Here is a 21,981-nt window from a genome sequence, read left to right as displayed (position 1 = left end):
CGTTAAAACAACATCAACATGAATGACACTATTAGAAAAATGAAACAAAGGAAAGTGCTCATACTCGCTTTGGCCTTCCCCTTGTTTTCACCATTATCCATGCAAGCCATACAAAAAGCCGACAATGTATGTATGGAAATACAGCAGGATAAGAAAATTGTCGGTGTGAAACAGATCAATCCTACGACTGTTGAACTCCTGTTCTCCGATAATCAGAGAATGGCCTTTGACTTTTACGGAGAGAACATCTTCAGAGTATTTCAGGACGTCAACGGAGGGATCATCCGTGATCCGGAGGCCAAACCGGAAGCACAGATCCTGGTCGATAACCCGAGAAAGCCAATATCCCCGTTAACGCTGAAAGAAGATAATAAGACTATTTCTATCAGTACCAAAGAGATCAGACTGGAACTGCATAAAAGCACTTCCCTGTTGAAGGTGACCAATCTGGCAACAGACAAAGTTGTCCTGGAGGAGGTAAAACCGGTTCTTTATGATAAGGGAAAAACAATCCTTACCTTAAAGGAAAATCCCGGCGAATACTTCTATGGCGGTGGTGTACAGAACGGGCGTTTCTCGCATAAAGGAAAAGCGATCGCTATCGAAAACCAGAACAGCTGGACCGATGGCGGCGTTGCCTCGCCTGCCCCCTATTATTGGTCTACCAATGGCTACGGCTTTATGTGGTACACCTTCAAACAAGGTAAATATGATTTCGGTGCAGCCGAAAAAGGGACAGTAATATTGTCGCATGATACCGATTATCTGGATGCGTTCTATATGGTCAATGACGGTGCCGTATCCTTGTTGAACGATTTCTATCAGCTGACAGGTAATCCGGTTTTATTACCGAAGTTCGGTTTCTACCAGGGACACCTGAATGCTTATAATCGCGACTATTGGGTGGAAGACGAGAAAGGTATCCTCTTTGAAGACGGCAAACGTTACAAGGAAAGCCAGAAAGACAATGGCGGTGTAAAAGAATCCCTGAACGGTGAAAAGAACAATTACCAGTTCTCAGCCCGTGCCGTGATCGACCGCTACAAGAACCACGATATGCCGTTCGGATGGCTATTGCCAAACGACGGTTACGGTGCCGGATACGGACAGACCGAAACATTGGACGGGAATATCCAGAACCTGAAAAGCCTGGCTGATTATGCTCATAAGAACGGTGTCGAAATCGGACTTTGGACACAGTCGGATTTGCATCCGAAACCCGAAATCAGTGCTTTATTGCAGCGTGATATCGTAAAAGAAGTGCGCGATGCCGGTGTCCGTGTTTTGAAGACCGACGTGGCCTGGGTAGGTGCCGGTTATTCATTCGGACTGAACGGTGTGGCTGACGTAGGCCATATCATGCCTTACTATGGCAACGATGCGCGCCCTTTCATTATCTCCCTTGACGGTTGGGCCGGTACGCAACGTTATGCCGGTATCTGGTCGGGCGACCAGACAGGCGGGCAGTGGGAATATATCCGTTTCCATATCCCGACTTATATCGGTTCGGGATTGTCCGGACAACCGAATATCACTTCCGACATGGATGGTATCTTCGGCGGAAAGAACCTGGCAATGAACACACGCGATTTTCAGTGGAAGACCTGGACGCCGATGCAGTTGAATATGGACGGTTGGGGTGCCAATGAGAAATATCCGCATGCTCTTGGCGAACCGGCAACATCTATCAACCGCTGGTATCTGAAAATGAAATCGGAGTTGATGTCTTATGCCTACAGCATTGCAAAGGAAGCAGTAGATGGTAAGCCGATGATCCGTGCCATGTTCCTGGAATACCCGAATCAGTATACTTATGGTAAAGCAACCGAATACCAGTTCATGTACGGACCATATTTCCTGGTTGCCCCTATCTATCAGGAAACACAGGCAGACGAAAAAGGTAACGATATACGCGACGGCATTTATCTGCCGGAAGGAACCTGGGTAGACTATTTTACCGGAGAAAAATATGAAGGCAACTGCGTTGTCAACAATTTTGCTTCTCCGTTATGGAAGTTGCCGGTATTTGTAAAGAGCGGCGCCATCATTCCGATGACCAACCCTAACAATAATGTTACCGAGATCAATAAGAACCTGCGCGTTTATGAAATTTATCCGGACGGCAACAGTTCGTTTACTGAATATGACGACGATGGCACGACACAAGCCTATTTGAAAGGTGAAGGTGTAACGACCCGGATCGAATCGGAAGTAGGCAGTAAGAATAATGTAACGATTACAATCCGGCCGGCAGCAGGCAGCTTTGACGGCTTCGTAAAAGATAAAGCAACCGAACTTCGTATCAATGTTTCCGAAATGCCGAAAAAAGTGGCTGCCAAAGTTGGTAAAAACAAGGTGAAACTGACGGAAGCCCGTTCGATGGACGAATTCCTGAAAGGTGAAAACGTTTATTTCTATGATGCAACACCCAACCTGAACAAGTTTGCAACGAAAGGAAGCGAGTTTGAAAAGGTAACGATCACTAAGAACCCGCAGTTATTGGTAAAGCTCGCTTCTGCGGACATCACAGCGAACGAAACGAGCATCAGCTTTGAAGGTTACAAATTCGATATGGGTAACAGCCACCGCGTTTCGACCGGTACACTGGCCGCTCCTGTTGCACAGGTCACAGATGAAAACCTGGAAGCCTATTCATTGAAACCGACCTGGAATAAAGTGGCAGGTGCCGACTTCTACGAAATTGAATTCAACAATATGCTGTACACGACTATCAGAAATACAGAATTGTTGTTCGACGGACTGGAAGCTGAAACTGATTATGCCTTCAAGATCCGTTCTGTAAATAAAGACGGTTATTCCGATTGGTCTTCCTTTAATGTGAAGACGAAATCGAACCCGCTCGAGTTTGCTATCAAGGGAATCTGTGGTGAAGTGACTGCCGAAGAACAGGGTGGTTTCGAAATCTTCCGTTTGTTCGACTTTGCTGAACTGGGAGACATGTTCCATACGAAATACCGCAAGAATGCTATACCGTTCGATATGATCATCGACCTGCGCACGGTTAACCAGCTGGATAAATTCCATTATCTGTCACGTCAGGACGGCGGTAACGGAACAATGCTGCGAGGTTTCGTCTCTTACAGTATGGATAAAGAAAACTGGATACCGGTCGATTCCTTCCGATTCGAACGCAACGGTGATGTGAAGACTTTCGAATTCAAGGATAAACCGAAAGCACGCTACATCAAACTGAATGTGACGGAAGGTGTCGGCAATTACGGTTCAGGCCGCGAATTGTACGTCTTCAAGGTACCGGGAACAGAAAGCTATCTGCCGGGTGATATCAACAACGACAAGAAGATCGACAGCAATGACCTGACTTCTTACATGAACTACACAGGTTTGCGTAAAGGTGACAGCGACTTTGATTATGTAAGTGCCGGCGATATCAACCAGAACGGCCTGATCGATGCTTACGATATATCTGTCGTTGCCACTCAACTGGATGGCGGCATAGAAGAACAGGATACAGCAAAAGTAGCCGGAACGATCGGGATCAGCGCTCCTAAACAGTCTTACAACAAAGACGAGATCGTGGAAGTCAAGGTAGCAGGTACAGACCTCAAAGCGGTTAACGCATTGAGTTTCGCTTTGCCGTATGACCAGCAGGATTACGAATTTGTCGGCATAGAGCCGTTGAACCTGAAAGTCATGGAGAACCTTACTTACGACCGTCTGCATACAAACGGCCAGAAGGCTTTGTATCCTACTTTCGTTAATCTCGGTGATAAGGAAGTATTGGAAGGTACAACCGACCTGTTCATCCTGAAGCTGAAAGCAAAACGTAAAGTCAAATTCAATCTGAAGGCCATCGATGGCATACTGGTTGATAAAGACCTGAATATGTCTAAGTTCTAAGGACTTGCCATAGATAAAAATTCAGAAGGGGGTGTGTCAAAATGTACATATCCCCTTAATTGTGTTGCAAAGCATGTAAAACAAAGAGTCAAAAAAACGTTATAAACTGAATAAAATGTTTCCTTTGTAGAGTTGTTCGTTTTAAGAGCTATCAAACATGGAGAGTGACTGATTGACCTAATAAACCTTGACTATACAAAGGCGTATAGCTTGGCTGTTTATATAGCCGGGCTTTTTTTGTAAACAGGCCTTTAAGGGAGCTAAATGACCGGAACTTTAATTATGGCAGAAAGCGTGTCCCGTGACAGGGATGCGCTTTCTTGGTAAATCCGGTTATTTTCTGGTATGCCATAAAACATAAAGTGAAGCCTCTGTTTTCTCAACTAAGATCTTGCCTATATCGCTAGTTTTCTGTAACTTAGTAAAAAAAATAAAAGACAAATGCCCACAAAAACACATTTTCGGGATTATGCTCCCAACCAAACAGTTTTTTTTCCTAGAAGAATTGATGAAAACATAGCAGCGAACGATCCGGTCCGTGTGGTCAATACAGTTATTGATAATCTCAATCTTGACAATTTCAAGAAGCTTTATAAAGCAACCGGTCGTTGTCCTTATCATCCTAAAATGATGCTTAAGGTGATTATCTACGCCTACATGAACAATATCTATTCGTGCCGCAAAATAGAGAAGCTTCTCCTACGTGACATTCATTATATCTGGCTTTCCGGTAATGAACATCCGGATTTTATTACCATCAACCGTTTCCGTAATCGTGTAAAAGGAGAGATAAATAATGGATTCACGCAGTTGGTTCTTGTCCTTGCCGACAAAGGTTTCATCAGCCTTGACGTAGAGTATATTGACGGTACCAAGATTGAGTCCAGAGCCAACAAATATACTTTTGTCTGGCGCAAGACAGTCGAAAAGAACCGTACAAAGTTGATGGAATACGACAACCATCTTGACACTCTTGGAGAACGCAACTCCTATTCCAAGACCGATCCTGAAGCCACCTTCATGCGCATGAAAGAAGACGCCATGAGAAACGGGCAGACCAAGCCCGGATATAATCTGCAAATAGGTACCCAGAACCAATTCCTCATAGACTTCCGACTGTTTCCCAACCCAACCGATACACTGACCCTCATACCTTTCTTCCACTCCTTTGAGCAACGCTATAACCGCTTACCAACTGTGGGTGTGGCAGATTCCGGTTACGGCTCGGAAGAAAATTACCGGTTCATGAGGGGATAATGGGATAGAAGCCTTTGTCAAGTACAACTACTTCCATAAAGAACAACGTCCCCGTTATACTCCCAATCCATTCCATACGGAGAGTCTCCATTACAATGCGGAGGAGGATTATTACGTTTGTCCTATGGGGCAGCACATGAACCGTATAGGAACCAGACGTGACAAAACAGCTAGCGGATACATCACCGAAAGTGCCCGGTATAAAGCACAAAGATGCGAAGGGTGTCCTTTACGTGGCAGTTGCTTTAAAGCACGGGGGAACCGTATTATAGAAGTCAACCACCGGTTAAACCAATACAAACGACAGGCACGGGAAAGGTTACTCTCGGAAGAAGGCATCAGGCATAGGGGAAAGCGATGTATAGAACCGGAAGCAGTTTTTGGACAGATGAAACACAACATGGCATATAGAAGGTTCCGGCATGTGGGAGAAGACAAGGTGACTATGGACTTTGCCTTCTTCGCTATAGCTTTTAATATCAAAAAGATGTGTACAAAACTACTAAAAGCAGGAAAGAGAAGGAGTGCACACACTATATTTATCTTTATCAGACCACGTGTGACTCAACATACGACGAATATTAAGCCTTATTATCTAATTACTGAAAAAATAGTCGCATAGACAAAAAAAAGAGGAACGACTATTTTAAGATAAAAAAAGAGATGTGTCTTAGTTTTGACACACCCCCTTTTTTTATGGCTTAAAATAGTATCTTTGTCTGAACGATATATAAAAACGGAAGACTCTGAATATGGAAATGCTACAGAAAATAAGAAGCGTCATCGTTGAAGATGAATCGGCTGCCCGTGAGGCATTGAAGAATTATCTGGCAAAATACTGTCCGGTCATCGAAGTGGTCGGAGAAGCCCACGACTGTAAATCGGCCGTCCCTTTACTCCATGAACTCGAACCGCAATTGGTGTTTCTGGATGTGGAAATGCCCTATGGCAATGCATTCGACGTATTGGAAGGATGTAAAGACCTGTATTTCGAAACCATATTTGTCACCGCCTTTTCTGAATATTCGCTCCGGGCGTTGAACCAGAGTGCAGCTTACTATCTGCTGAAACCGGTCAGCATCGAAGAACTGATCCTTGCCGTAAATAAGGTACAGCAACACATCGTCAACCGGGAGATATTCAATCGCAATCAGATCCTGATTGAAAATATGCGTGAGCCGAAACCAGAGAAGCGCCAGGTGATCCTACCTACTCTCGAAGGATTTGAAGTAATAAAAATGGAAGATATCATCCGGTTGCAGGGAAACGGAAATTTCACCGATATCTATTTGAAAGATAAAAGCAAGAAGATGGTCTGCCGCTTTCTGAAATATTTCAGCGAGATATTGCCGTTCCCGTTTGTCCGTGTACACAAATCACATATAATCAATTTCCATTGTGTCAGGTCATACCACAAAAACTCCGGCGGTTACATCGTGCTGGAAGATAATACGGAAATAGAAATATCGTCCAGCTATAAAGATGATTTCCTCCGGATACTGAAATCACAGTAAGGAATTTATAGCTTAACTGTTACGGTACTCCTGGGGTGTCATGCCGGTATGCCTTTTGAAATATCTGTTAAAGAACGACATATTGTTGAATCCCAGCGAAAAGGCAATCTCCTTGATCGGAAGTTCCGTTGATTTCAGCTGTGCTTTAATGTCCATCATGACAATGGCCGTTATTATTTCGAGCGCCGTCTTTCCTGTTTCCTTTTTTATGGTCGAACAAAAATGGGAAACGGTAACACCCAGATGTTCCGCATAAAAAGCAACGCTCCGTTGTTTCGTATAATTCGACATGACCAGTTTGATAAATTCACGGCACATCACTTTACTGCGTGAATGCAATGCGCTTTTCCACTTGCCGTGATTCTTATACAATTCGGCCGTGCCTTGCATAAAAATAGTGAAAACAGATTTAATGATCTCCTTATTCTCCAGCGTACAAGGCAATGAATAAGCATGGATCAACGGTTTGAAGATATCCAGATATAACTGTGAAAGATCCTCCGATAAACAAATGACCGGATTCTCAGCCAGTATAGGAAGTAACCGTACGGTTGTTAAGACCAGGTTATTATTCTCCATGAAACCCTGCGAAAAGCAGGCATAGAAGAAATGAGCATCCGGAGAAACGTCATTAAGCTGGATGAAACTGTCCGGCGTTAATGTGATAAAATCATCTTTTTTGATTGTGTATTCAGACAGGTTGATTGTAGCATGGACAGAACCTTCTACACAAAATGCAAAAAGCACTGCTTTCATTTTACATGAAAAGCGCACGTAGCGATTCAGCATGTCTCCGGTGATATTGTCGCCTGCAATAAAATCCGTGGAAATGTCAAATATTTGTATGTTTGCCTCCATATTGTCCTGATAAATGATTTTCAAAGATAGTATATTTGAGTTTTCTACACTAATAATCGCAAAAACAGGACATAGAAACCCAATAATAGGTATTGATCGTTCCGTTCAAATCTATGTACTTTGCAAAAGTTTAAACAAAGAAAGAAAAAATGAACCGAAAGAGTTCTCTTTTGTTTTATTCTAGAAAGAGGACATGTATTATCTAATAAAATTATAATTATGGAACTAGAGAAGATCGGAGAAAATGCCGGCAAAGTCTGGCATGTGCTGAACGAAGGAAGAGAGTTGACAATACCAGAACTGAGCAGACGGATTGACCTGAGCCACGAAGATACCACCTTAGCTATCGGATGGCTGGCCAGGGAAAACAAAATTTATATACAACGTAAGAACGGGCAGATATTGGTAAGCAACGGAATACAACAAGGGTTATACTTTGGATAATATACCATCGAAAGCGTCAGTAAGGTTCATATGCCTGCTGACGCTTTTTTAATTATCCGGCTATTTTATCTCCTGATGTTGCCGGTTATTAATATAGGTCAGTGCCGCACCGATCGCCGTCCGGTATTCTGCATATTCCGGTATCAGGAAATGACCACCGTACATTTCTTCCAGCCGGGGAAAGATACTTTCACACTGCGGCAGTTTCGTCAGATTTCCGATCAGGACGTAATTATGTATGTCGCTGTTCAGTGCAGCGAGGATCACTGATTGCCCGATGCATTGGAGTACCATGTAAATAATACCCAGCGCTACGTCTTCCTGCGAAGAATTGGCTCCGGCCTTTCCGAAAGTAGAGGCTGTCGCATCCAGAGGCAGTCCGGGCAAAGGTATATTGCAGATATCCTGGATTTGCAGGTTTATAGTCGTTATATCTCCTTTCAGGGCCAGCTTGACAATCTGGTGAAAATCCTGCGTTTTAAGCAACAGCCGGGATAAGCCCAGTATGGTACCCCCACCGATCCCTATACCGCCGATATGTTCGATCAACGGACCGTCCACTTTTACAAACGAAGTCCCCGTCCCCATACTGACAACGATCAGCTTATCCAGCTGCGTCAGATATTGCGCCCCGAGTCCGTTAGCCAGAAATTCATCTGTTTTGGCTGTAGGTAAACCATAGAGCGGCTGATTGATGTATGCACTGCCTACACCGGTAAGCATCACTTTCTCTATATCGGAAAGGGGAATATCATTCTCATATAAATACTTGCCGAAAGCACCGAACAGCGATGTTACCGGGTCGGTCGCCTTGACAAACATGGGATTCCGGATCTCCTTATCGTCGATCCCCACTATTTTGGTAGTGCTCCCTCCTACGTCTATACCAATTACTATGCCCATAACTTTTTGTTAAAATCGGATTCAAAGATACATGTTCTTATTGAAAATTAGTACCTTCACGGATAATAACTTTAAATGGAGGACCGGATATGTTTGCAGATTTTAATTTTCAACAGATGATAAGTGCTTTCATCGTACTGTTTGCCGTAATCGACATCATTGGTTCCATCCCCATTATCATCAATCTGAAGGAAAAAGGAAAAGACGTTAATGCTTTAAAAGCAACGGTTATATCTTTTATCCTGATGATCGGCTTCTTTTATGCAGGCGATTTTCTCTTGAAACTATTCCATGTGGATATCGAATCGTTTGCTGTGGCGGGTGCATTCGTTATTTTCCTGCTGTCGCTGGAGATGATACTGGATATCGAGATATTCAAGAATAACGGGCCGATCAAGGAAGCCACGCTGGTACCTCTGGTCTTCCCCTTGCTGGCCGGTGCCGGTTCGTTTACAACCCTGCTTTCATTGAGGGCCGAGTATGCCAATATCAATATTGTAGTCGCTTTGATACTGAATATGCTATGGGTCTATTTTGTGGTGCGTATGACTAGGCAGGTGGAACATCTGCTGGGAAAAGGCGGTATCTATATCATCCGTAAGTTTTTCGGCATCATCCTGTTGGCTATATCCGTCAGGTTGTTTACAGCCAATATCACCCTGCTGATTGAAGCGCTGCATAAATAAGCAATAAAGATCATAATTTTTGCTATAAAGCAAAAAATAAATGCTTTAAGATGTTTACTTTTGCCTTTTCAATTAAAACATGGTTGAAAAGGCTTTTTATTTTATGCCGGATACTTACAATTAGACTAAATAAATTACAAACTTATATCAACTTTTAAGTCTTATGGAAAACAAAGCTATCCTTAATGCCAACAAGCATATTGTCTGGCTGGATGTAATGCGGTTTGTCGCAATGTTTACTGTTGTCTGTTGCCATTGTGCCGATCCTTTCAATTTCTTTACGGGCGAACTGCCAGCCAATATCGGCGAAATTAAATTCTGGGGAGCTGCTTATGGCGCTTTTCTCCGTCCGTGCGTACCCTTGTTTGTCATGATAACCGGAGCCTTGTTGTTGCCGGTCAAAGGAGAAGCATCCGTTTTCTATAAGAAACGTATCCCACGTGTGCTTTGGCCGTTCCTGATCTGGTCGATCCTTTACAATTTATTCCCCTGGATCACAGGACTGTTAAGACTTAGTCCGGAAGTGATACTTGACTTTTTCCCTTACTCCGGAGAGGAAGCAACCCACCAGGCTTTGAGTGTTTCATTGAAAAATATCGCTGAGATACCGTTCAACTTCTCCCTGCTGGATGTACATATGTGGTACATCTATCTGCTGATCGGCTTGTATCTGTATCTGCCGATCTTCTCTGCCTGGGTGGAAAAAGCATCTGATAAAGCAAAGCTATGGTTCCTGGCAGCCTGGGGAGTGACAACTCTTCTTCCTTATTACAATGAATATGTATCGCAATACCTGTGGGGAACCTGTTCCTGGAACTCGTTCGGTATGTTATACTACTTTGCCGGTTTCAACGGTTATCTGCTGCTGGGCCATTACCTGCGCAAGCTGGAATGGCCGGTCGGAAAGATACTGGCTATCGGTGTCCCGATGTTCCTGATCGGCTATGCCGTTACTTTCACCGGGTTCCGCCATGTAACTTCATTGCCGGAATACAGCGATGAACTGCTGGAACTGTTTTTTACCTACAACTCTCTTAATGTCGTGATGATGACTGCCCCGATCTTTATGCTGGTGAAGAAAGTGAATATACAGTCGGTTACCATTCAGAAAGCGCTGGCCAATCTGACACTTTGCGGTTTCGGTATCTATATGGTACATTTTTTCTTTACCGGTCCGAGTGTGATCCTGATGCGTACGATCGGCATTCCGGTTTGTTTGCAGATTCCGCTGGCTGCTGTCGTTGCTTTCAACGTCTCATGGGCAATTGTTTATATGATCTATAAGGTTGTCGGCCGGAAAGCTAAATACATTGTTGGATAAATAAGCATATTTTCAGATCCTTTTTCATTCAATTCGGTTTGATAGTCAAACTATCTTGTTTTCTTTTTGTTTCTATATACCGGACATATTATTGAATTTACTTGCATTTTTGCCGAACTAAATCAACAATTATGATGGATATAGAATTTAAGCAGATTTATCCTCCGTTACGCGATTGCGTAAATCGCTTGATCGAGCGGAAGATACAAGCAGGCAGGCTCTTCATCTTTCCCTTTCCCTTTTCCTTTTCTATGCCCGTGGCATGTGTTTCGTTGATGCATATTATGCAGTTGTACAAACGGAAAGATTCTCGCTGGGTATTCCCGTTCCTGCACGAAAAGCTGGTTGGGAAAGGTGTGTTGACGGCTCAATCGTCTTTACATCGTGTGAACGAGTATCTGAAAGAGATCGGTGACAGACTGAACCTTCCTTATCCCCTGACCACTTATGTGATGCGCCACAGTTGGGCGTCGCTGATGCTGGAATCGGGTTCGGAGATAGGGGTTTATCAGCCAGTCGCTCGGTCATATGTCTTTGCAAACGACACAAATATATCTGGGGCAGTTATCCAAATCAAAGATGGATAAGGCTTCCGAAGATATGCTGGATCACCTGGTTCGTGGCAGCCGGAAGAAACAACTTCAGAAACCTTCCGTACCCGTTTCCGCCCTCTACGTCACTATTCTCATTTTGTTCTCCCCGTGCAACCGAGTCAAAAATCCCCATTTTGGAAATTCCATATTTTTAACCTTTCTGTTGCATGAACTGACGAAGAAGATCTATATATTCTTTTGTTGATTTCATGACTTATTTAGTTTTTATAATGTTGATGGTAAATATAGGAATAATGTATCAATATGCCAATTTGAATACATTGCTGGGCAAGGATCATGAAGACCTTTGCTGTTACCAGTTCCCCAGGCATTTCTGTATTCTTTTGTAGCAGAATCAATCCATTGACTGGCACCTGTAGGTATTTTATACATATTCCCCGGATCTTTATACGCTTCCCGAAAAGAAACCCGCCGTTGTATAACCGACATCGGATAAAAAGTAAGTCCGTCCGCTCCAAACAGGCTCAAAAGTCCTTTTGTAGGAAATATTAATATTGGAGTAGCTCCGCTACCGCCTATCGTATTCGGTGCAATGCGGCAATAGATACGAGCATTTTCGACACTCCGTTTTCTATTTTTACCGTATTTTTCATACTCTCTCTTTCCTTTTTTTCGCACATTAACAATACGGGGTTACTACTAAAATGCACACCAAAAGCTGTACAACTCCGGCTAGGAATTGTATAAAAAAGCCCCGACAAACAACTACCGGGGCTACGATTCTCTTATTTTTAAGTATTAAGCATGCATCACCAATAACGGCGTATCGGTGTGAAATAGCATCTTGCGTGCAATCGACGGGTTGAACATACGTGCCAGAATATTGCGACGATATGTGCTTAATGCAATCATGTCGATTTGTTTATCGCGGACAAACTTTTCGATAGCCAGCAACAAATCGCCGTCAGCCAGTACCGTATGGGTAATGTTTGCATCCGGATATTGTTTCAGGAAATACTCACGGACACCAGTCAGACGTATTTCGTTCCATTCGTCTTTACTTGTCGATATATTGAACAGGTGAATATGAATATCATATCCTTTCACCAGGTCCATAAATTCATCGAAAGCCACCAGGTCGCGCTGGTTGAAGGAAGTAGCGAATGCAATATTTTTGGCTTCGCTAAAATCATTGAAACGTATATTTTCCGGAATTGCCAGAACAGGTACTTTATTCACTTCTATCACTTCACCAGTGACACTACCGATCAGATCCATATCTTTCTGGCTCTTTCCACGCGTACCCATGACAATAAGCGTAGGATGATATTCCTTACAATATGCGAGAATCTCTTCTTCAGGCAGACCTTCCCGTAATACATAATTATATTTTACTTTAGGTAATTCGCCAGCCTGCATCTTACGGTTGATCAATGTGCAGATGTTCTCCATATCGATCTGTACACGTTTTAATACGTTCTGTACAGACTCTTCTTCATTTACCTGATAAGCCAACGTATCTCCCATCGGAATTGCCGAAGGAAAATATGGGCTGAAATAAGCATGCATGATCATTACTTCCGCACCTGCATGATAGGCATAATTAATACCCAGTTCACAAGCTTTAATGGAATAATCAGAAAAATCAACCGGGATCAGGATCTTTTTCACCTGCGGGGCTGCAACTTCTTCCTGCGTATCCTCACTGAGCCACTTACTGTCCTCTATAATGCGCAAGGCATGAGGCAGATCGCTTTCCTTAATTCTCACACGCACTCCTGCCGAAACGACAGGTTGAATCTGATTTACATTATGTATATAAACTTCAATTCCTTCCGTTTCAAGTATTGTTTTGAGAATCTGAGCTTTCTCGAACGTGTGAATAGCTAATGTTACTAATTTATCTTCCATACTCGTGTGTTTTTATAGATTAAACAATCGGAAAATGCTAATATCACTAATAAAAAAAATCCCACAGCGTTTTTGTTTAGTCAGCTATGGGATTTTTTATGTACTGTAAATTTCTCTACGCTTGTTGTGCTTCAGATACATCCTCTGTTTCTGCCAGTATCTGTAAAGCACGTTCAAATATTGTTGTATCATCTAATACTACCAAACCGCCATCTGGTCCGGGTTCGATATGTATCCCGCAGCTTTTACCATCCTTATAATTATATCCACCAAAATAATTACGAACAGTTTCAACTGATAAACCTAACTCATCTGCAATACGATGAGTGCTACCGTCAGGCAGACGGTCTTTAATTCTGCGCAATTCATTAAAAGTGATTGTCTTTGTCATGGTTTCCTTATTTTGAAGGTTAATACTTCGTTTATTAATTAATGGCACTAACTTAAGCAATATAAATCAGAGGGACAAATTATTTCGTTAAAATAAACCTTTTGGCAAACATGCTTTACGACATGTGTTATATTTAACTGTAACTGCTTATTTTATCTTAAACAGGCAACTAATTGAACATTAAATACTGTTATTATTAAAACAGCTATAAAAATCGCATATACGATCAGACGCTTCTGCCCGGTCGAATATAACTCACTGGCATTACTGCTTGTACCGGTAACTACCGGACGGACTTTGACATATAGCCAATATACCAACCAGCCAAAGAATACTCCTGCGATTGCTCCGGGAACAATATCCGAAATGAAATGGACCCCCAAATATACACGGGTATAAGCGGTAAGAGCAGCCCAAAGGAAGATCGTCCATGTAAACAGCCGGTAACGGAACAACAATGACATAAAGGTCGCAAAACCGAAAGCATTGGCAGCATGGCTGGAAATAAAACCGTATCGGCCACCCCGGTAATCAAAGACAGTTTTTACCTGATCCATAAAATCCGGATGATGTGTCGGTCGGAAACGGGTAAAAATGGGTTTGCACACATGTGAGGCAAACTGGTCGCAAAAAGTTATTACCAGCACTATCGCCAGTAATATCAGGATAGATTCCCGCCATTTCTTCTTATACAGCAGTACGACCAATATAAAAAAGGCTAACGGCAGCCAGACTGCCTTACCCGAATACAACCACATAAAGCGGTCAAGGAAAGGAGAATCGCTGCCGTTAAGCATGAAGAACAAATCCCGTTCGTAAACTAATATTTTTTCTACCATCAGATTGTTTCTATATCTTTTGTCGGCATCCAGCCAACATTGCCATCTTCCAGTGCTATTTCACTCCAGTCGCCTAATGTACTTCTGACAGACACTTTTGTTCCTTCATGCAGAACGAACAAATCCGTACCACTCGCATCCGGGGAACTTTTCACCGTTACTGTCGGAGCAAAAACAATAGCATGTGTACGGTTTACCAGTTCGCTCTTCTGATTTGCGGCAAAGATATTTGTCATAATCACGCAAAGCAAAAGTAACACACCGATATAGAAACCGACTTTCTTCAGGCGAATCTGCCTTGAAAAGAAAAACAGGATCAGGCATCCGATGAATAAGATGAAACAAACGATTCCCATTTTAGCCCAGGAGTCAGCTGCTCCCATATTCTGAATGGATTCGAACCATCTGCTCAGGAAAAATCCGTCTACCGGTTCAATCTTGTCAACAGTCTTCTGACGTGCCATCTGTAAGTTGAAACGGACATCGGCGTCACCCGGATCAAAAACCAGCGCCCGTTCATAATTCAATATTGCAGAGGCAATCTTTCCTGCTTTGTAATAAGCGTTCCCCAGATTATAATAAATCTCCGGTGAATCACCATTACTTTTCAGTATTCCTTCATATAACTCGATTGCTTTTCCATAATCTTCTTTGGTATACGCAGTCTCAGCTTCCTTTATCGCTGCATCCTGTGCATAAGCAGTCCATGCCAGACACTGAATCAATAGAAAAAACAATATATTTCTAATCTTTATATTCGTCTTCATCTTATTGCTTTTTAATTGTATTCTCCATCTTACCAATGGCATCTACGGTTAACTCATATAACTTATCCATAGCATCCGAAGCCTGAGCCGGCGCATAACGGGCAAATTCGCAGGTGTTCAAAATATCCATAAACTCATTGGTCAAGGTATCATCCACACCAAATCTAGCCAATTCGGTTTCCACATTATCTTTGGTCAGACTTGCCTGAGGAATATTCAATTTATCACTCAAATATCCCCACAAAGCCCGGAGAACTTCATCATAAAACTCCTCTTTCTTGTTTTCCTTCATCAGCTTGCCGGCATTCTTCAATCTCCTGACAGCGATTTTATTTGCCTTTTTAGTACGAACCAATGCTATGTTGGCATTTTCCTTTACTTGCTTACGATAAATAAAGAAGAAGACAATAAACAGGATGGCCGGTACCAGATAGCACATGTAATACATGAACGATCCAAAGAAAATATCGTTGTTGGCAATGAAATTGAAATCTTTCACTTTCAGGAAACGGATATCTTTACCCAGATACTTCACACTCTCCTTATTGCTGAAATTAGACACGACCGGAGAATTACTACTTCCCCCCTCGCCTTGTTCTACATGAAGTTTGTAAGGATCGGACTTCAATGTCTTATAAGCACCTGATTTAGGATCGAAATAAGAGAAAGAGATAGCCGGTATCTCAAAATCTCCGGCATAACGAGGAATAGCCATGTATTCGATCGTTTTGCTTCCGCTTACTCCGGCAGTTGTCGTTCTGACATCTGTTTCCGGCTTCGGATCAAAAGTATCGAAATCATTCGGAAAAACAACTTCCGGATTCTTGATCAGTTTGATATTTCCGTTACCGGAAATCTTCACTTTAATAGTGACAGCCTCATTCGTTTTTACATTATTGGAATTAATATCCGATGTCATGGTGAAATTACCTACCGCACCGGAGAACGATGCCGGTTTACCGGAAGGCAACGGCTTCACATCTATTGTAGCAGGACTCGATACCAATGCTTTCCGTACTCTGTCGTACATGTCATCGAAGCTATCAAAGATGCTGTTTATTTTCCGTTGGGTCGGAATACTGATAATAGCGTCGAACTTACCGCTTTCTATTGTCAGTTTTCCTGAACGTTGCGGATAAAGGACTGTTTGTTTCAAAACAACGGTGAAATAGTTACGACCGTTATAATGTTCCTGCGACCATTGCTTTTCCTGCGGCAACTCTATTTCCTGAGCAAGAAATCCTTCAAACTCCGGAAATTTTACTCCTTCCAGTCCGCACATGCGTGCTGCATATAATTTGAAAGTGACCAGAAAACCTTCCTGTTCATATACATTCCGGTTTGAAACTTCCATTCTTACAAAATAATCATCCTTTCCTATACCAGTTCCGGCTTGTCCGCCATTTGCTTCGGCAGCCTTGTCCGGAGGAAGTACTTTTACACTTAACGAATTGGATGTGTAATTCGCTCCTTTTACCTTGATAGAAGCTGCCCCAATATTAAACGTACCCTCTTTCTTCGGCATCAGGATATAAGTAAATGTGTAAGCTACCTCCGAAGAAACATTTCCATTAATAATCTGAGTACTCGAACTTGTGGCAAGAGACGGCCCCATCAGTACTTCGAAATCCGTAAGTTCGGGTATCCGCAAATCGCTTGCCTTCGCTTCAGCATTTACGGTATACGCCAATCTGAATTGTTGCCCCATCACAACAGCATTCGGAGCGACTGCCTTAAAGGTCACATCAGCGGCCTTTGCCATCACCCCGGCTGTTAGAAATAGAACGAATAAGAAAGCTAATCTTCTCATTATATTGTTGTTTTTTCTGTTTTCTGTATCAATTACCATTCTTTATCTGTCTTGCGACGTTGTTGCTGTTGTGCCTGTGCTTTCTTCACTTTCTCCTGCGTATCCTTTTCATCTTGCAGGAAGGCATCGAGCATCTGCTGCGCATTGTCCTGACTCATCTGTTCATTTTGCTGTTGCTCTTGCTGAGTCTTATTTTCTTTCTTGTCGTCTTGCTGTTGCTGCTGCTGATCTTGTTGCTGTTGATCATCCTTATTTTCCTGATCTTCTTTCTTGTCCTGGTTCTGCTGATCCTGGTTTTGATCCTGATTCTCATTTTGCTGATTTTCCAGCAACTTCTGGGCTAGTGCCAGATTGTAGCGGGTCTCGTCATCGGCCGGATTCAAACGCAAAGACTGTTTGAATGCTTCTACACTCTTGTCATACTCTTTATTCTGCATGCTGATGTCGCCCAGATTATGGAATATATTTGCAAGACGGGCTTTTCCTTCTTCAGTTTCAGCCATCTTTTCAGCAATACCGGTCAGCAACTGGTATTGCTCAGCTGCTTCAGGAAACTTTTTCTGTTTGTATAAGGCGTTCCCCAGATTGTAAGTTCCTTCAACTGAACGGGGATTTACCTCCAGACTTTTACGGTAAGCAATTTCCGATTCGGTAAACTTTTCGTTGCCATACAACTTGTTCCCTTCACGTACGTTCTTACGTTCAGCCTTTTGGGCAAACACCGCTCCCGAGCAAAACAGGAGCGCTCCCATCCATATCATTGATTTTCGTATACGTCTCATCTTATCCATTGAATTAAGAGAACAATTTTACTTTTCTGAAAATTCGGTTCTTCCTGTCTAAGGTAAGGAAGTCTACGATCAACAGGATCAATGCGATCCATGCCAGTGTCTGAAATTGTTCGTTGTATTCGGAATAGACTTTGCTGTCGAGTTCCGATTTATTCATCTTCTCTATCTCTTTCTGCAATGCTTTCAATGCAGAGTTGGTATTGTCGGCACGGACATACATGCCATGTCCTGCAGCTGCGATCTCCTGGCACATTTGTTCGCTCAACTTCGTGATAACGACGTTTCCATCTTTATCCTTCATATAATTGTTGGCTCCTGCGACAGGAATAGGCGAACCTTTCGGATCACCCATACCGACAATATTCACATGGATGCCTTTTTCGGCAGCAGCTGCTGCGGCTTTTACGGCATCGTCTTCATGGTTCTCACCGTCCGTGATCAGGATAATTGTCTTATCGGATGTTTCACTGGGAGTGAATGAACGCATAGCCAGATTGATAGCCGAACCAATAGCCGTACCTTGTGTCGATACCATCGACGGATTGATGGATGACAGGAACATCTTTGCCGAAATATAATCGGAAGTGATCGGCAACTGGGTGAAAGCATCACCGGCAAAAACGATCAGCCCCATCTTGTCATCTTTAAAACCATCCGTCAGTTTCGACAGCATCTGTTTAGCCTTTTCCAGACGGTTAGGTGATACGTCTTCGGCCAACATGGAGTTGGATACGTCCAGGCAAACCATTATTTCGACGCCCTGGCGTTTTACGGTTTCCAGTTTAGAACCAAACTGCGGTCCCGCAATAACAAAGATAACCATCGTGATGGCTCCGAACAATAGCCAAAACTTCAGATGCTGGCGTTTGGGAGATACCTCCGGCATCAACTCTGCCAACAATTCGGGATTACCATATTTCTTTATTGCTTTTTTCTTCAGGATGATTGCATATACATAGAATGCAATCAACACCGGAAGGATGAAAAGCAAGTACAAAAAGTCCGGATGTGCAAAACGAAACATAAGCCTTTATATTTACGGTATATTTCTTAACAATGTATTTCTCAATAAAATCTCAACCAAAAGCAGAGCGAATAACAACAAGGCCCAGTTCTTATATTCTTCCTGTTTCTTGCTGTACTGCTGAACGCTGATCTTGGTCTTTTCCATCTTGTCGATCTCCGAATAGATTTCTTTCAGACTGGCATTATCCGTTGCACGGAAATACTGTCCGCCGGTCGTTGCCGCAACCTGCTTCAAAGTCGCTTCATCGATTTCGACTGGAATATCCTGATATTGTACCCCGAATGCCGTTTGGAACGGATAAGGAGCCATACCTTGTGTCCCTACCCCGATCGAATAAACCCGGATACCGAATGTCTTGGCAATCTCTGCAGCCGTTACCGGAGCAATCTCACCCGCATTATTCACACCATCGGTCAAGAGGATAATCACTTTTGATTTAGCCTGACTGTCTTTAATACGGCTTACCGCATTAGCCAATCCCAGGCCGATGGCAGTTCCATCCTGGATGATTCCCGGTTGAATGTCCTTGAACAGGTTTAACAACACCGTATGATCAGTCGTCAGCGGGCACTGTGTGAAACTTTCAGCTGCAAAAACGACCAACCCGATATTATCGTTCGGACGACCGTTGATGAAGGAAGCCGCCACATCTTTGGAGGCCTCCAGGCGGTTCGGTTTCAGGTCCTGTGCTAGCATACTACTGGAAATATCCATTGCCAGCACAATATCGATACCTTCTGTCGAGGTGTTTTGCCAGCTATTCGTCGACTGCGGACGAGCCAGTATGATAATAAGTACCGCCACTGCTGCCATCCTTAATATAAAAGGAACATGTCTCAGGTATACTTTCCATGAAGTTGCTCCCGGTGCATCGAATGCTTCCGAAGATGATACCTGCAAACTAGCCTGACTTTTGCAGAGCTTCCAGATATACCATCCTATCATCGGGATAAGCAGCAATAACAAATACAGATATGTAGGATTTGCAAATACCATTTTATTCTTTTGTTATATTAGAATCGTTTGTTTCAGTTGCTTTCCCTTCCGTCTCTGCTTCGGGAACGGCAACTTCTTCAATCTTCGTCTGATTAATAAATAAGTATGCATTCACCATACTCAGATCATTCTCATCAGGCAGCGGATTCATTTTTGCGAATTTCACGAAATCAGACAAATTAAGTATCTGTTTCAGATTTTCGTAAACCGAATCAGCTTCGTGCTGCTTGCGGATAATGTCCAGAATCTCGCCGGAAGTCATTTCCATCGCATTGATATCGAAACGGTCCACGATATAGCGACGCAATGTCTCGGTGATTAACGTATAATACTCCTTGCTGCGACCCTGCTGCCAGAGTTTCTGCTGCTTGATCTCATCCAGTTCCTTGATAGCCTGCTCGTGAGGCGGGAGCTTCGGTTCCGGTTTCTTGAACGGGATAAGGGATTGCTTGTTGCGTATACGTTTAATAATATAGGCAATCACGCAAATCAGGAACAGAGCCAGCAATATGCCATAGATAAGCGGATAGTAGTCTGCCAGCACGAAAGGCGGTTTCCATATATCCTTTATATCATAAAACTCTTCCGGTTTATCCACATTCACAGGAATGGTCGAAACTTTCAGGGCCACCTGGTTTGAATAAACAGTATCGACTCCGTCGATTACTTTAAGTGGCGGCAACAGATACAATGACGAATCGAAAGAGGTAACCAGAATGTCCTGCTTGATCAGCAGGCGGTCGTTCTCGATAACCGACGAATCCGCTTTGGAAAGGCTCAGCACTTCTACCCCACGCATCAATGTGTCGTTGGGGATCACTATCTGAACCGGTTTGTCCTTATCTGTCGTAACCGTCAAATGTAAAACAGTCTGTTCTCCGATCAGGATGGCAGCCGAATCGATCTTTACATCGATCAATGTCCGCTGTGCCATCATCTTCCCTCCTGCCAGCAGGAACAGAAGAAGGAACAGAAAGCTTTTATTTATTATTTTCTTTTGCATGCTTAACTACGTTTATCAAAAAGAGCAATCAATGCCTTCACATAATCATCTTCCGTACGAATAGAAACTGAATCCACCCGGCATTTCTTGAACGAATCGCTCATGATAGTCTGCCGGCGGTTCCACCATTCCTTATAGGCTTCGCGGACGCGGGCGGAAGAACTGTCGATCCAGCGTTCTGCGCCGGTTTCAGCATCTTTTATCTTCATCAATCCGACAGACGGAAGTTCGGTTTCGCGACGGTCGTACACCTGGATAGCCACTACGTCATGTTTACGGTTGGCAATCGTCAGGGCATCCTTAAAACCATCCTTATCGATAAAGTCGGATATCAGGAAAGTCGTACAGCGTTTCTTTATGGCGTTGGTCAGGAATTTCAAAACCTGGCCGATATCCGTCTTCGTATCCTGTGGCTTGAAGTCGATCAGTTCGCGAATGATATAAAGAATATGTTTTTTCCCCTTCTGAGGTGGAATAAATTTCTCGATCTTATCAGAGAAGAACACCACACCGATCTTATCGTTATTTTGTATAGCCGAAAAAGCCAGTGTCGCAGCGATCTCCGTAATAACTTCTTTCTTCATTACGTTCACGGAACCAAAGTCTCTACTACCCGATACATCGATCAGCAACATCACGGTCAGTTCGCGCTCTTCTTCGAACACCTTTACATAAGGGCGCACATAGCGGGCGGTCACGTTCCAGTCGATATCGCGGATATCGTCGCCGTATTGATACTCGCGCACTTCGCTGAACGCCATACCACGACCTTTAAAGGCAGAGTGGTATTGTCCTGCAAAAATATTGCGGGACAAGCCGCGGGTCTTTATTTCAATTCGCCGAACCTTCTTTAATAGTTCACTTGTTTCCATTTTTCTTCAATTTGTGCTTTCAAAACTGATGTAAAACCGTTTCCCAAGTTGGGAAAGCATTTTACAAGGGTGAAAAACCGTTTCCCAAGTCGGGAAAGCATTTTACAAGGGTGAAAAACTGTTTCCCAAACCGGGAAAGCATTTTGCAAAGGTGTAAA

19 protein-coding genes and 1 pseudogene are annotated in these 21,981 nt (G+C 43.2%); 7 read left to right on the top strand and 13 right to left on the bottom strand.

Translation table 11 applies throughout. The features are described from left to right. Positions 1 to 18: 18 nt before the first annotated feature. The 3 genes and pseudogenes from NBH15_RS09675 (at position 19) to NBH15_RS09665 (ending at position 6,650) form a co-directional block, all read left to right on the top strand. The gene (locus NBH15_RS09675) at positions 19 to 3,879 is read left to right on the top strand and encodes a TIM-barrel domain-containing protein (RefSeq protein WP_250822570.1); all 3,861 of its coding nucleotides are present in this window, start codon (positions 19 to 21) and stop codon (positions 3,877 to 3,879) included. A gap of 441 nt (positions 3,880 to 4,320) precedes the next feature. After that, positions 4,321 to 5,758: pseudogene (locus tag NBH15_RS09670) on the top strand (transposase). Positions 5,759 to 5,888: 130 nt separating this feature from the next. Then, positions 5,889 to 6,650, top strand: a complete 762-nt coding sequence (locus tag NBH15_RS09665) for a LytR/AlgR family response regulator transcription factor (protein ID WP_128134869.1) — start codon at positions 5,889 to 5,891, stop codon at positions 6,648 to 6,650. A gap of 12 nt (positions 6,651 to 6,662) precedes the next feature. Here NBH15_RS09665 and NBH15_RS09660 read toward each other — a convergent pair whose 3' ends face one another. Next, the gene (locus NBH15_RS09660; RefSeq protein ID WP_186961896.1) at positions 6,663 to 7,508 is read right to left on the bottom strand and encodes a helix-turn-helix domain-containing protein; all 846 of its coding nucleotides are present in this window, start codon (positions 7,506 to 7,508) and stop codon (positions 6,663 to 6,665) included. Between the two features lie 219 nt (positions 7,509 to 7,727). Here NBH15_RS09660 and NBH15_RS09655 point away from each other — a divergent pair, with 219 nt between their 5' ends. Continuing rightward, positions 7,728 to 7,952 carry a winged helix-turn-helix domain-containing protein gene (locus NBH15_RS09655; RefSeq protein WP_007656634.1) on the top strand — a complete coding sequence of 75 codons (225 nt, stop codon included), beginning with the start codon at positions 7,728 to 7,730 and terminating at the stop codon, positions 7,950 to 7,952. A 60-nt stretch (positions 7,953 to 8,012) separates the two neighbouring features. On the opposite strand, the gene coaW is transcribed toward NBH15_RS09655, so the two are convergent. Further along, a complete protein-coding gene (gene coaW / locus NBH15_RS09650; protein WP_128134867.1) occupies positions 8,013 to 8,855 on the bottom strand; it encodes a type II pantothenate kinase in 843 nt (280 codons plus the stop codon). 89 nt (positions 8,856 to 8,944) lie between these two features. Here coaW and NBH15_RS09645 point away from each other — a divergent pair, with 89 nt between their 5' ends. From NBH15_RS09645 to NBH15_RS09635, 3 genes are all read left to right on the top strand, one after another. Further along, a complete protein-coding gene (locus NBH15_RS09645) occupies positions 8,945 to 9,541 on the top strand; it encodes a MarC family protein (RefSeq protein WP_128134866.1) in 597 nt (198 codons plus the stop codon). Positions 9,542 to 9,704: 163 nt separating this feature from the next. Next, positions 9,705 to 10,862, top strand: a complete 1,158-nt coding sequence (locus NBH15_RS09640) for an acyltransferase (RefSeq protein ID WP_250822569.1) — start codon at positions 9,705 to 9,707, stop codon at positions 10,860 to 10,862. Positions 10,863 to 10,993: 131 nt separating this feature from the next. Further along, positions 10,994 to 11,449: a site-specific integrase gene (locus NBH15_RS09635; RefSeq protein ID WP_233567395.1), complete on the top strand. Its 456-nt coding sequence runs from the start codon at positions 10,994 to 10,996 to the stop codon at positions 11,447 to 11,449. A 231-nt stretch (positions 11,450 to 11,680) separates the two neighbouring features. On the opposite strand, the gene NBH15_RS09625 is transcribed toward NBH15_RS09635, so the two are convergent. The 11 genes from NBH15_RS09625 to NBH15_RS09575 all read right to left on the bottom strand — a co-directional run bounded on the left by NBH15_RS09625 (position 11,681) and on the right by NBH15_RS09575 (position 21,823). Further along, entirely contained in the window at positions 11,681 to 12,094 is a 414-nt protein-coding gene (locus NBH15_RS09625) for a hypothetical protein (protein WP_233567394.1), read from the bottom strand. Positions 12,095 to 12,214: 120 nt separating this feature from the next. Further along, on the bottom strand, positions 12,215 to 13,327 hold the full coding sequence (locus NBH15_RS09620; protein ID WP_046147065.1) for a universal stress protein: 1,113 nt from the start codon (positions 13,325 to 13,327) through the stop codon (positions 12,215 to 12,217). Between the two features lie 115 nt (positions 13,328 to 13,442). After that, positions 13,443 to 13,718, bottom strand: coding sequence for a hypothetical protein (locus tag NBH15_RS09615; protein ID WP_007656557.1), 276 nt, complete (start codon positions 13,716 to 13,718; stop codon positions 13,443 to 13,445). 152 nt (positions 13,719 to 13,870) lie between these two features. Beyond that, a complete protein-coding gene (locus tag NBH15_RS09610; RefSeq protein WP_128134864.1) occupies positions 13,871 to 14,557 on the bottom strand; it encodes a phosphatase PAP2 family protein in 687 nt (228 codons plus the stop codon). Beyond that, positions 14,557 to 15,324 (bottom strand): tetratricopeptide repeat protein, encoded by a 768-nt coding sequence (locus NBH15_RS09605; RefSeq protein WP_250822568.1) that lies wholly within the window; start codon positions 15,322 to 15,324, stop codon positions 14,557 to 14,559. The genes NBH15_RS09610 and NBH15_RS09605 overlap by 1 nt, the downstream gene beginning before the upstream one ends. A 1-nt stretch (position 15,325) precedes the next feature. Then, on the bottom strand, positions 15,326 to 17,134 hold the full coding sequence (locus NBH15_RS09600) for a BatD family protein (RefSeq protein WP_250822567.1): 1,809 nt from the start codon (positions 17,132 to 17,134) through the stop codon (positions 15,326 to 15,328). A 32-nt stretch (positions 17,135 to 17,166) separates the two neighbouring features. Then, positions 17,167 to 17,916, bottom strand: a complete 750-nt coding sequence (locus NBH15_RS09595) for a tetratricopeptide repeat protein (protein WP_186960495.1) — start codon at positions 17,914 to 17,916, stop codon at positions 17,167 to 17,169. Positions 17,917 to 17,929: 13 nt separating this feature from the next. Then, on the bottom strand, positions 17,930 to 18,949 hold the full coding sequence (locus tag NBH15_RS09590; protein WP_186960496.1) for a vWA domain-containing protein: 1,020 nt from the start codon (positions 18,947 to 18,949) through the stop codon (positions 17,930 to 17,932). A 12-nt stretch (positions 18,950 to 18,961) separates the two neighbouring features. Next, a complete protein-coding gene (locus tag NBH15_RS09585; protein ID WP_010803195.1) occupies positions 18,962 to 19,948 on the bottom strand; it encodes a vWA domain-containing protein in 987 nt (328 codons plus the stop codon). A gap of 1 nt (position 19,949) precedes the next feature. Then, complete coding sequence (locus NBH15_RS09580; protein ID WP_186960498.1) at positions 19,950 to 20,951, bottom strand: hypothetical protein; 1,002 nt, start codon at positions 20,949 to 20,951, stop codon at positions 19,950 to 19,952. Between the two features lie 2 nt (positions 20,952 to 20,953). Next, positions 20,954 to 21,823 carry a DUF58 domain-containing protein gene (locus tag NBH15_RS09575; RefSeq protein WP_186960499.1) on the bottom strand — a complete coding sequence of 290 codons (870 nt, stop codon included), beginning with the start codon at positions 21,821 to 21,823 and terminating at the stop codon, positions 20,954 to 20,956. Positions 21,824 to 21,981: the final 158 nt, after the last annotated feature.

The sequence above is a fragment of the Parabacteroides caeci genome, from assembly GCF_023656795.1.
In the GTDB taxonomy this organism is placed as follows: domain Bacteria; phylum Bacteroidota; class Bacteroidia; order Bacteroidales; family Tannerellaceae; genus Parabacteroides; species Parabacteroides segnis.
This window is presented reverse-complemented; position numbering and strand designations above follow the sequence as displayed.

What these genes read in the sequence shown, in the direction of transcription:
- NBH15_RS09640 (WP_250822569.1), top strand. Translation starts at nt 9,705, where the DNA reads ATGGAAAACAAAGCTATCCTTAATGCCAACAAGCATATTGTCTGGCTG.
- NBH15_RS09635 (WP_233567395.1), top strand. Translation starts at nt 10,994, where the DNA reads ATGATGGATATAGAATTTAAGCAGATTTATCCTCCGTTACGCGATTGC.
- NBH15_RS09660 (WP_186961896.1), bottom strand. Translation starts at nt 7,508, where the DNA reads ATGGAGGCAAACATACAAATATTTGACATTTCCACGGATTTTATTGCA.
- NBH15_RS09595 (WP_186960495.1), bottom strand. Translation starts at nt 17,916, where the DNA reads ATGAGACGTATACGAAAATCAATGATATGGATGGGAGCGCTCCTGTTT.
- NBH15_RS09620 (WP_046147065.1), bottom strand. Translation starts at nt 13,327, where the DNA reads ATGGAAGATAAATTAGTAACATTAGCTATTCACACGTTCGAGAAAGCT.
- NBH15_RS09600 (WP_250822567.1), bottom strand. Translation starts at nt 17,134, where the DNA reads ATGAGAAGATTAGCTTTCTTATTCGTTCTATTTCTAACAGCCGGGGTG.
- NBH15_RS09665 (WP_128134869.1), top strand. Translation starts at nt 5,889, where the DNA reads ATGGAAATGCTACAGAAAATAAGAAGCGTCATCGTTGAAGATGAATCG.
- coaW (WP_128134867.1), bottom strand. Translation starts at nt 8,855, where the DNA reads ATGGGCATAGTAATTGGTATAGACGTAGGAGGGAGCACTACCAAAATA.
- NBH15_RS09590 (WP_186960496.1), bottom strand. Translation starts at nt 18,949, where the DNA reads ATGTTTCGTTTTGCACATCCGGACTTTTTGTACTTGCTTTTCATCCTT.
- NBH15_RS09605 (WP_250822568.1), bottom strand. Translation starts at nt 15,324, where the DNA reads ATGAAGACGAATATAAAGATTAGAAATATATTGTTTTTTCTATTGATT.
- NBH15_RS09675 (WP_250822570.1), top strand. Translation starts at nt 19, where the DNA reads ATGAATGACACTATTAGAAAAATGAAACAAAGGAAAGTGCTCATACTC.
- NBH15_RS09580 (WP_186960498.1), bottom strand. Translation starts at nt 20,951, where the DNA reads ATGCAAAAGAAAATAATAAATAAAAGCTTTCTGTTCCTTCTTCTGTTC.
- NBH15_RS09645 (WP_128134866.1), top strand. Translation starts at nt 8,945, where the DNA reads ATGTTTGCAGATTTTAATTTTCAACAGATGATAAGTGCTTTCATCGTA.
- NBH15_RS09575 (WP_186960499.1), bottom strand. Translation starts at nt 21,823, where the DNA reads ATGGAAACAAGTGAACTATTAAAGAAGGTTCGGCGAATTGAAATAAAG.
- NBH15_RS09655 (WP_007656634.1), top strand. Translation starts at nt 7,728, where the DNA reads ATGGAACTAGAGAAGATCGGAGAAAATGCCGGCAAAGTCTGGCATGTG.
- NBH15_RS09610 (WP_128134864.1), bottom strand. Translation starts at nt 14,557, where the DNA reads ATGGTAGAAAAAATATTAGTTTACGAACGGGATTTGTTCTTCATGCTT.
- NBH15_RS09585 (WP_010803195.1), bottom strand. Translation starts at nt 19,948, where the DNA reads ATGGTATTTGCAAATCCTACATATCTGTATTTGTTATTGCTGCTTATC.
- NBH15_RS09615 (WP_007656557.1), bottom strand. Translation starts at nt 13,718, where the DNA reads ATGACAAAGACAATCACTTTTAATGAATTGCGCAGAATTAAAGACCGT.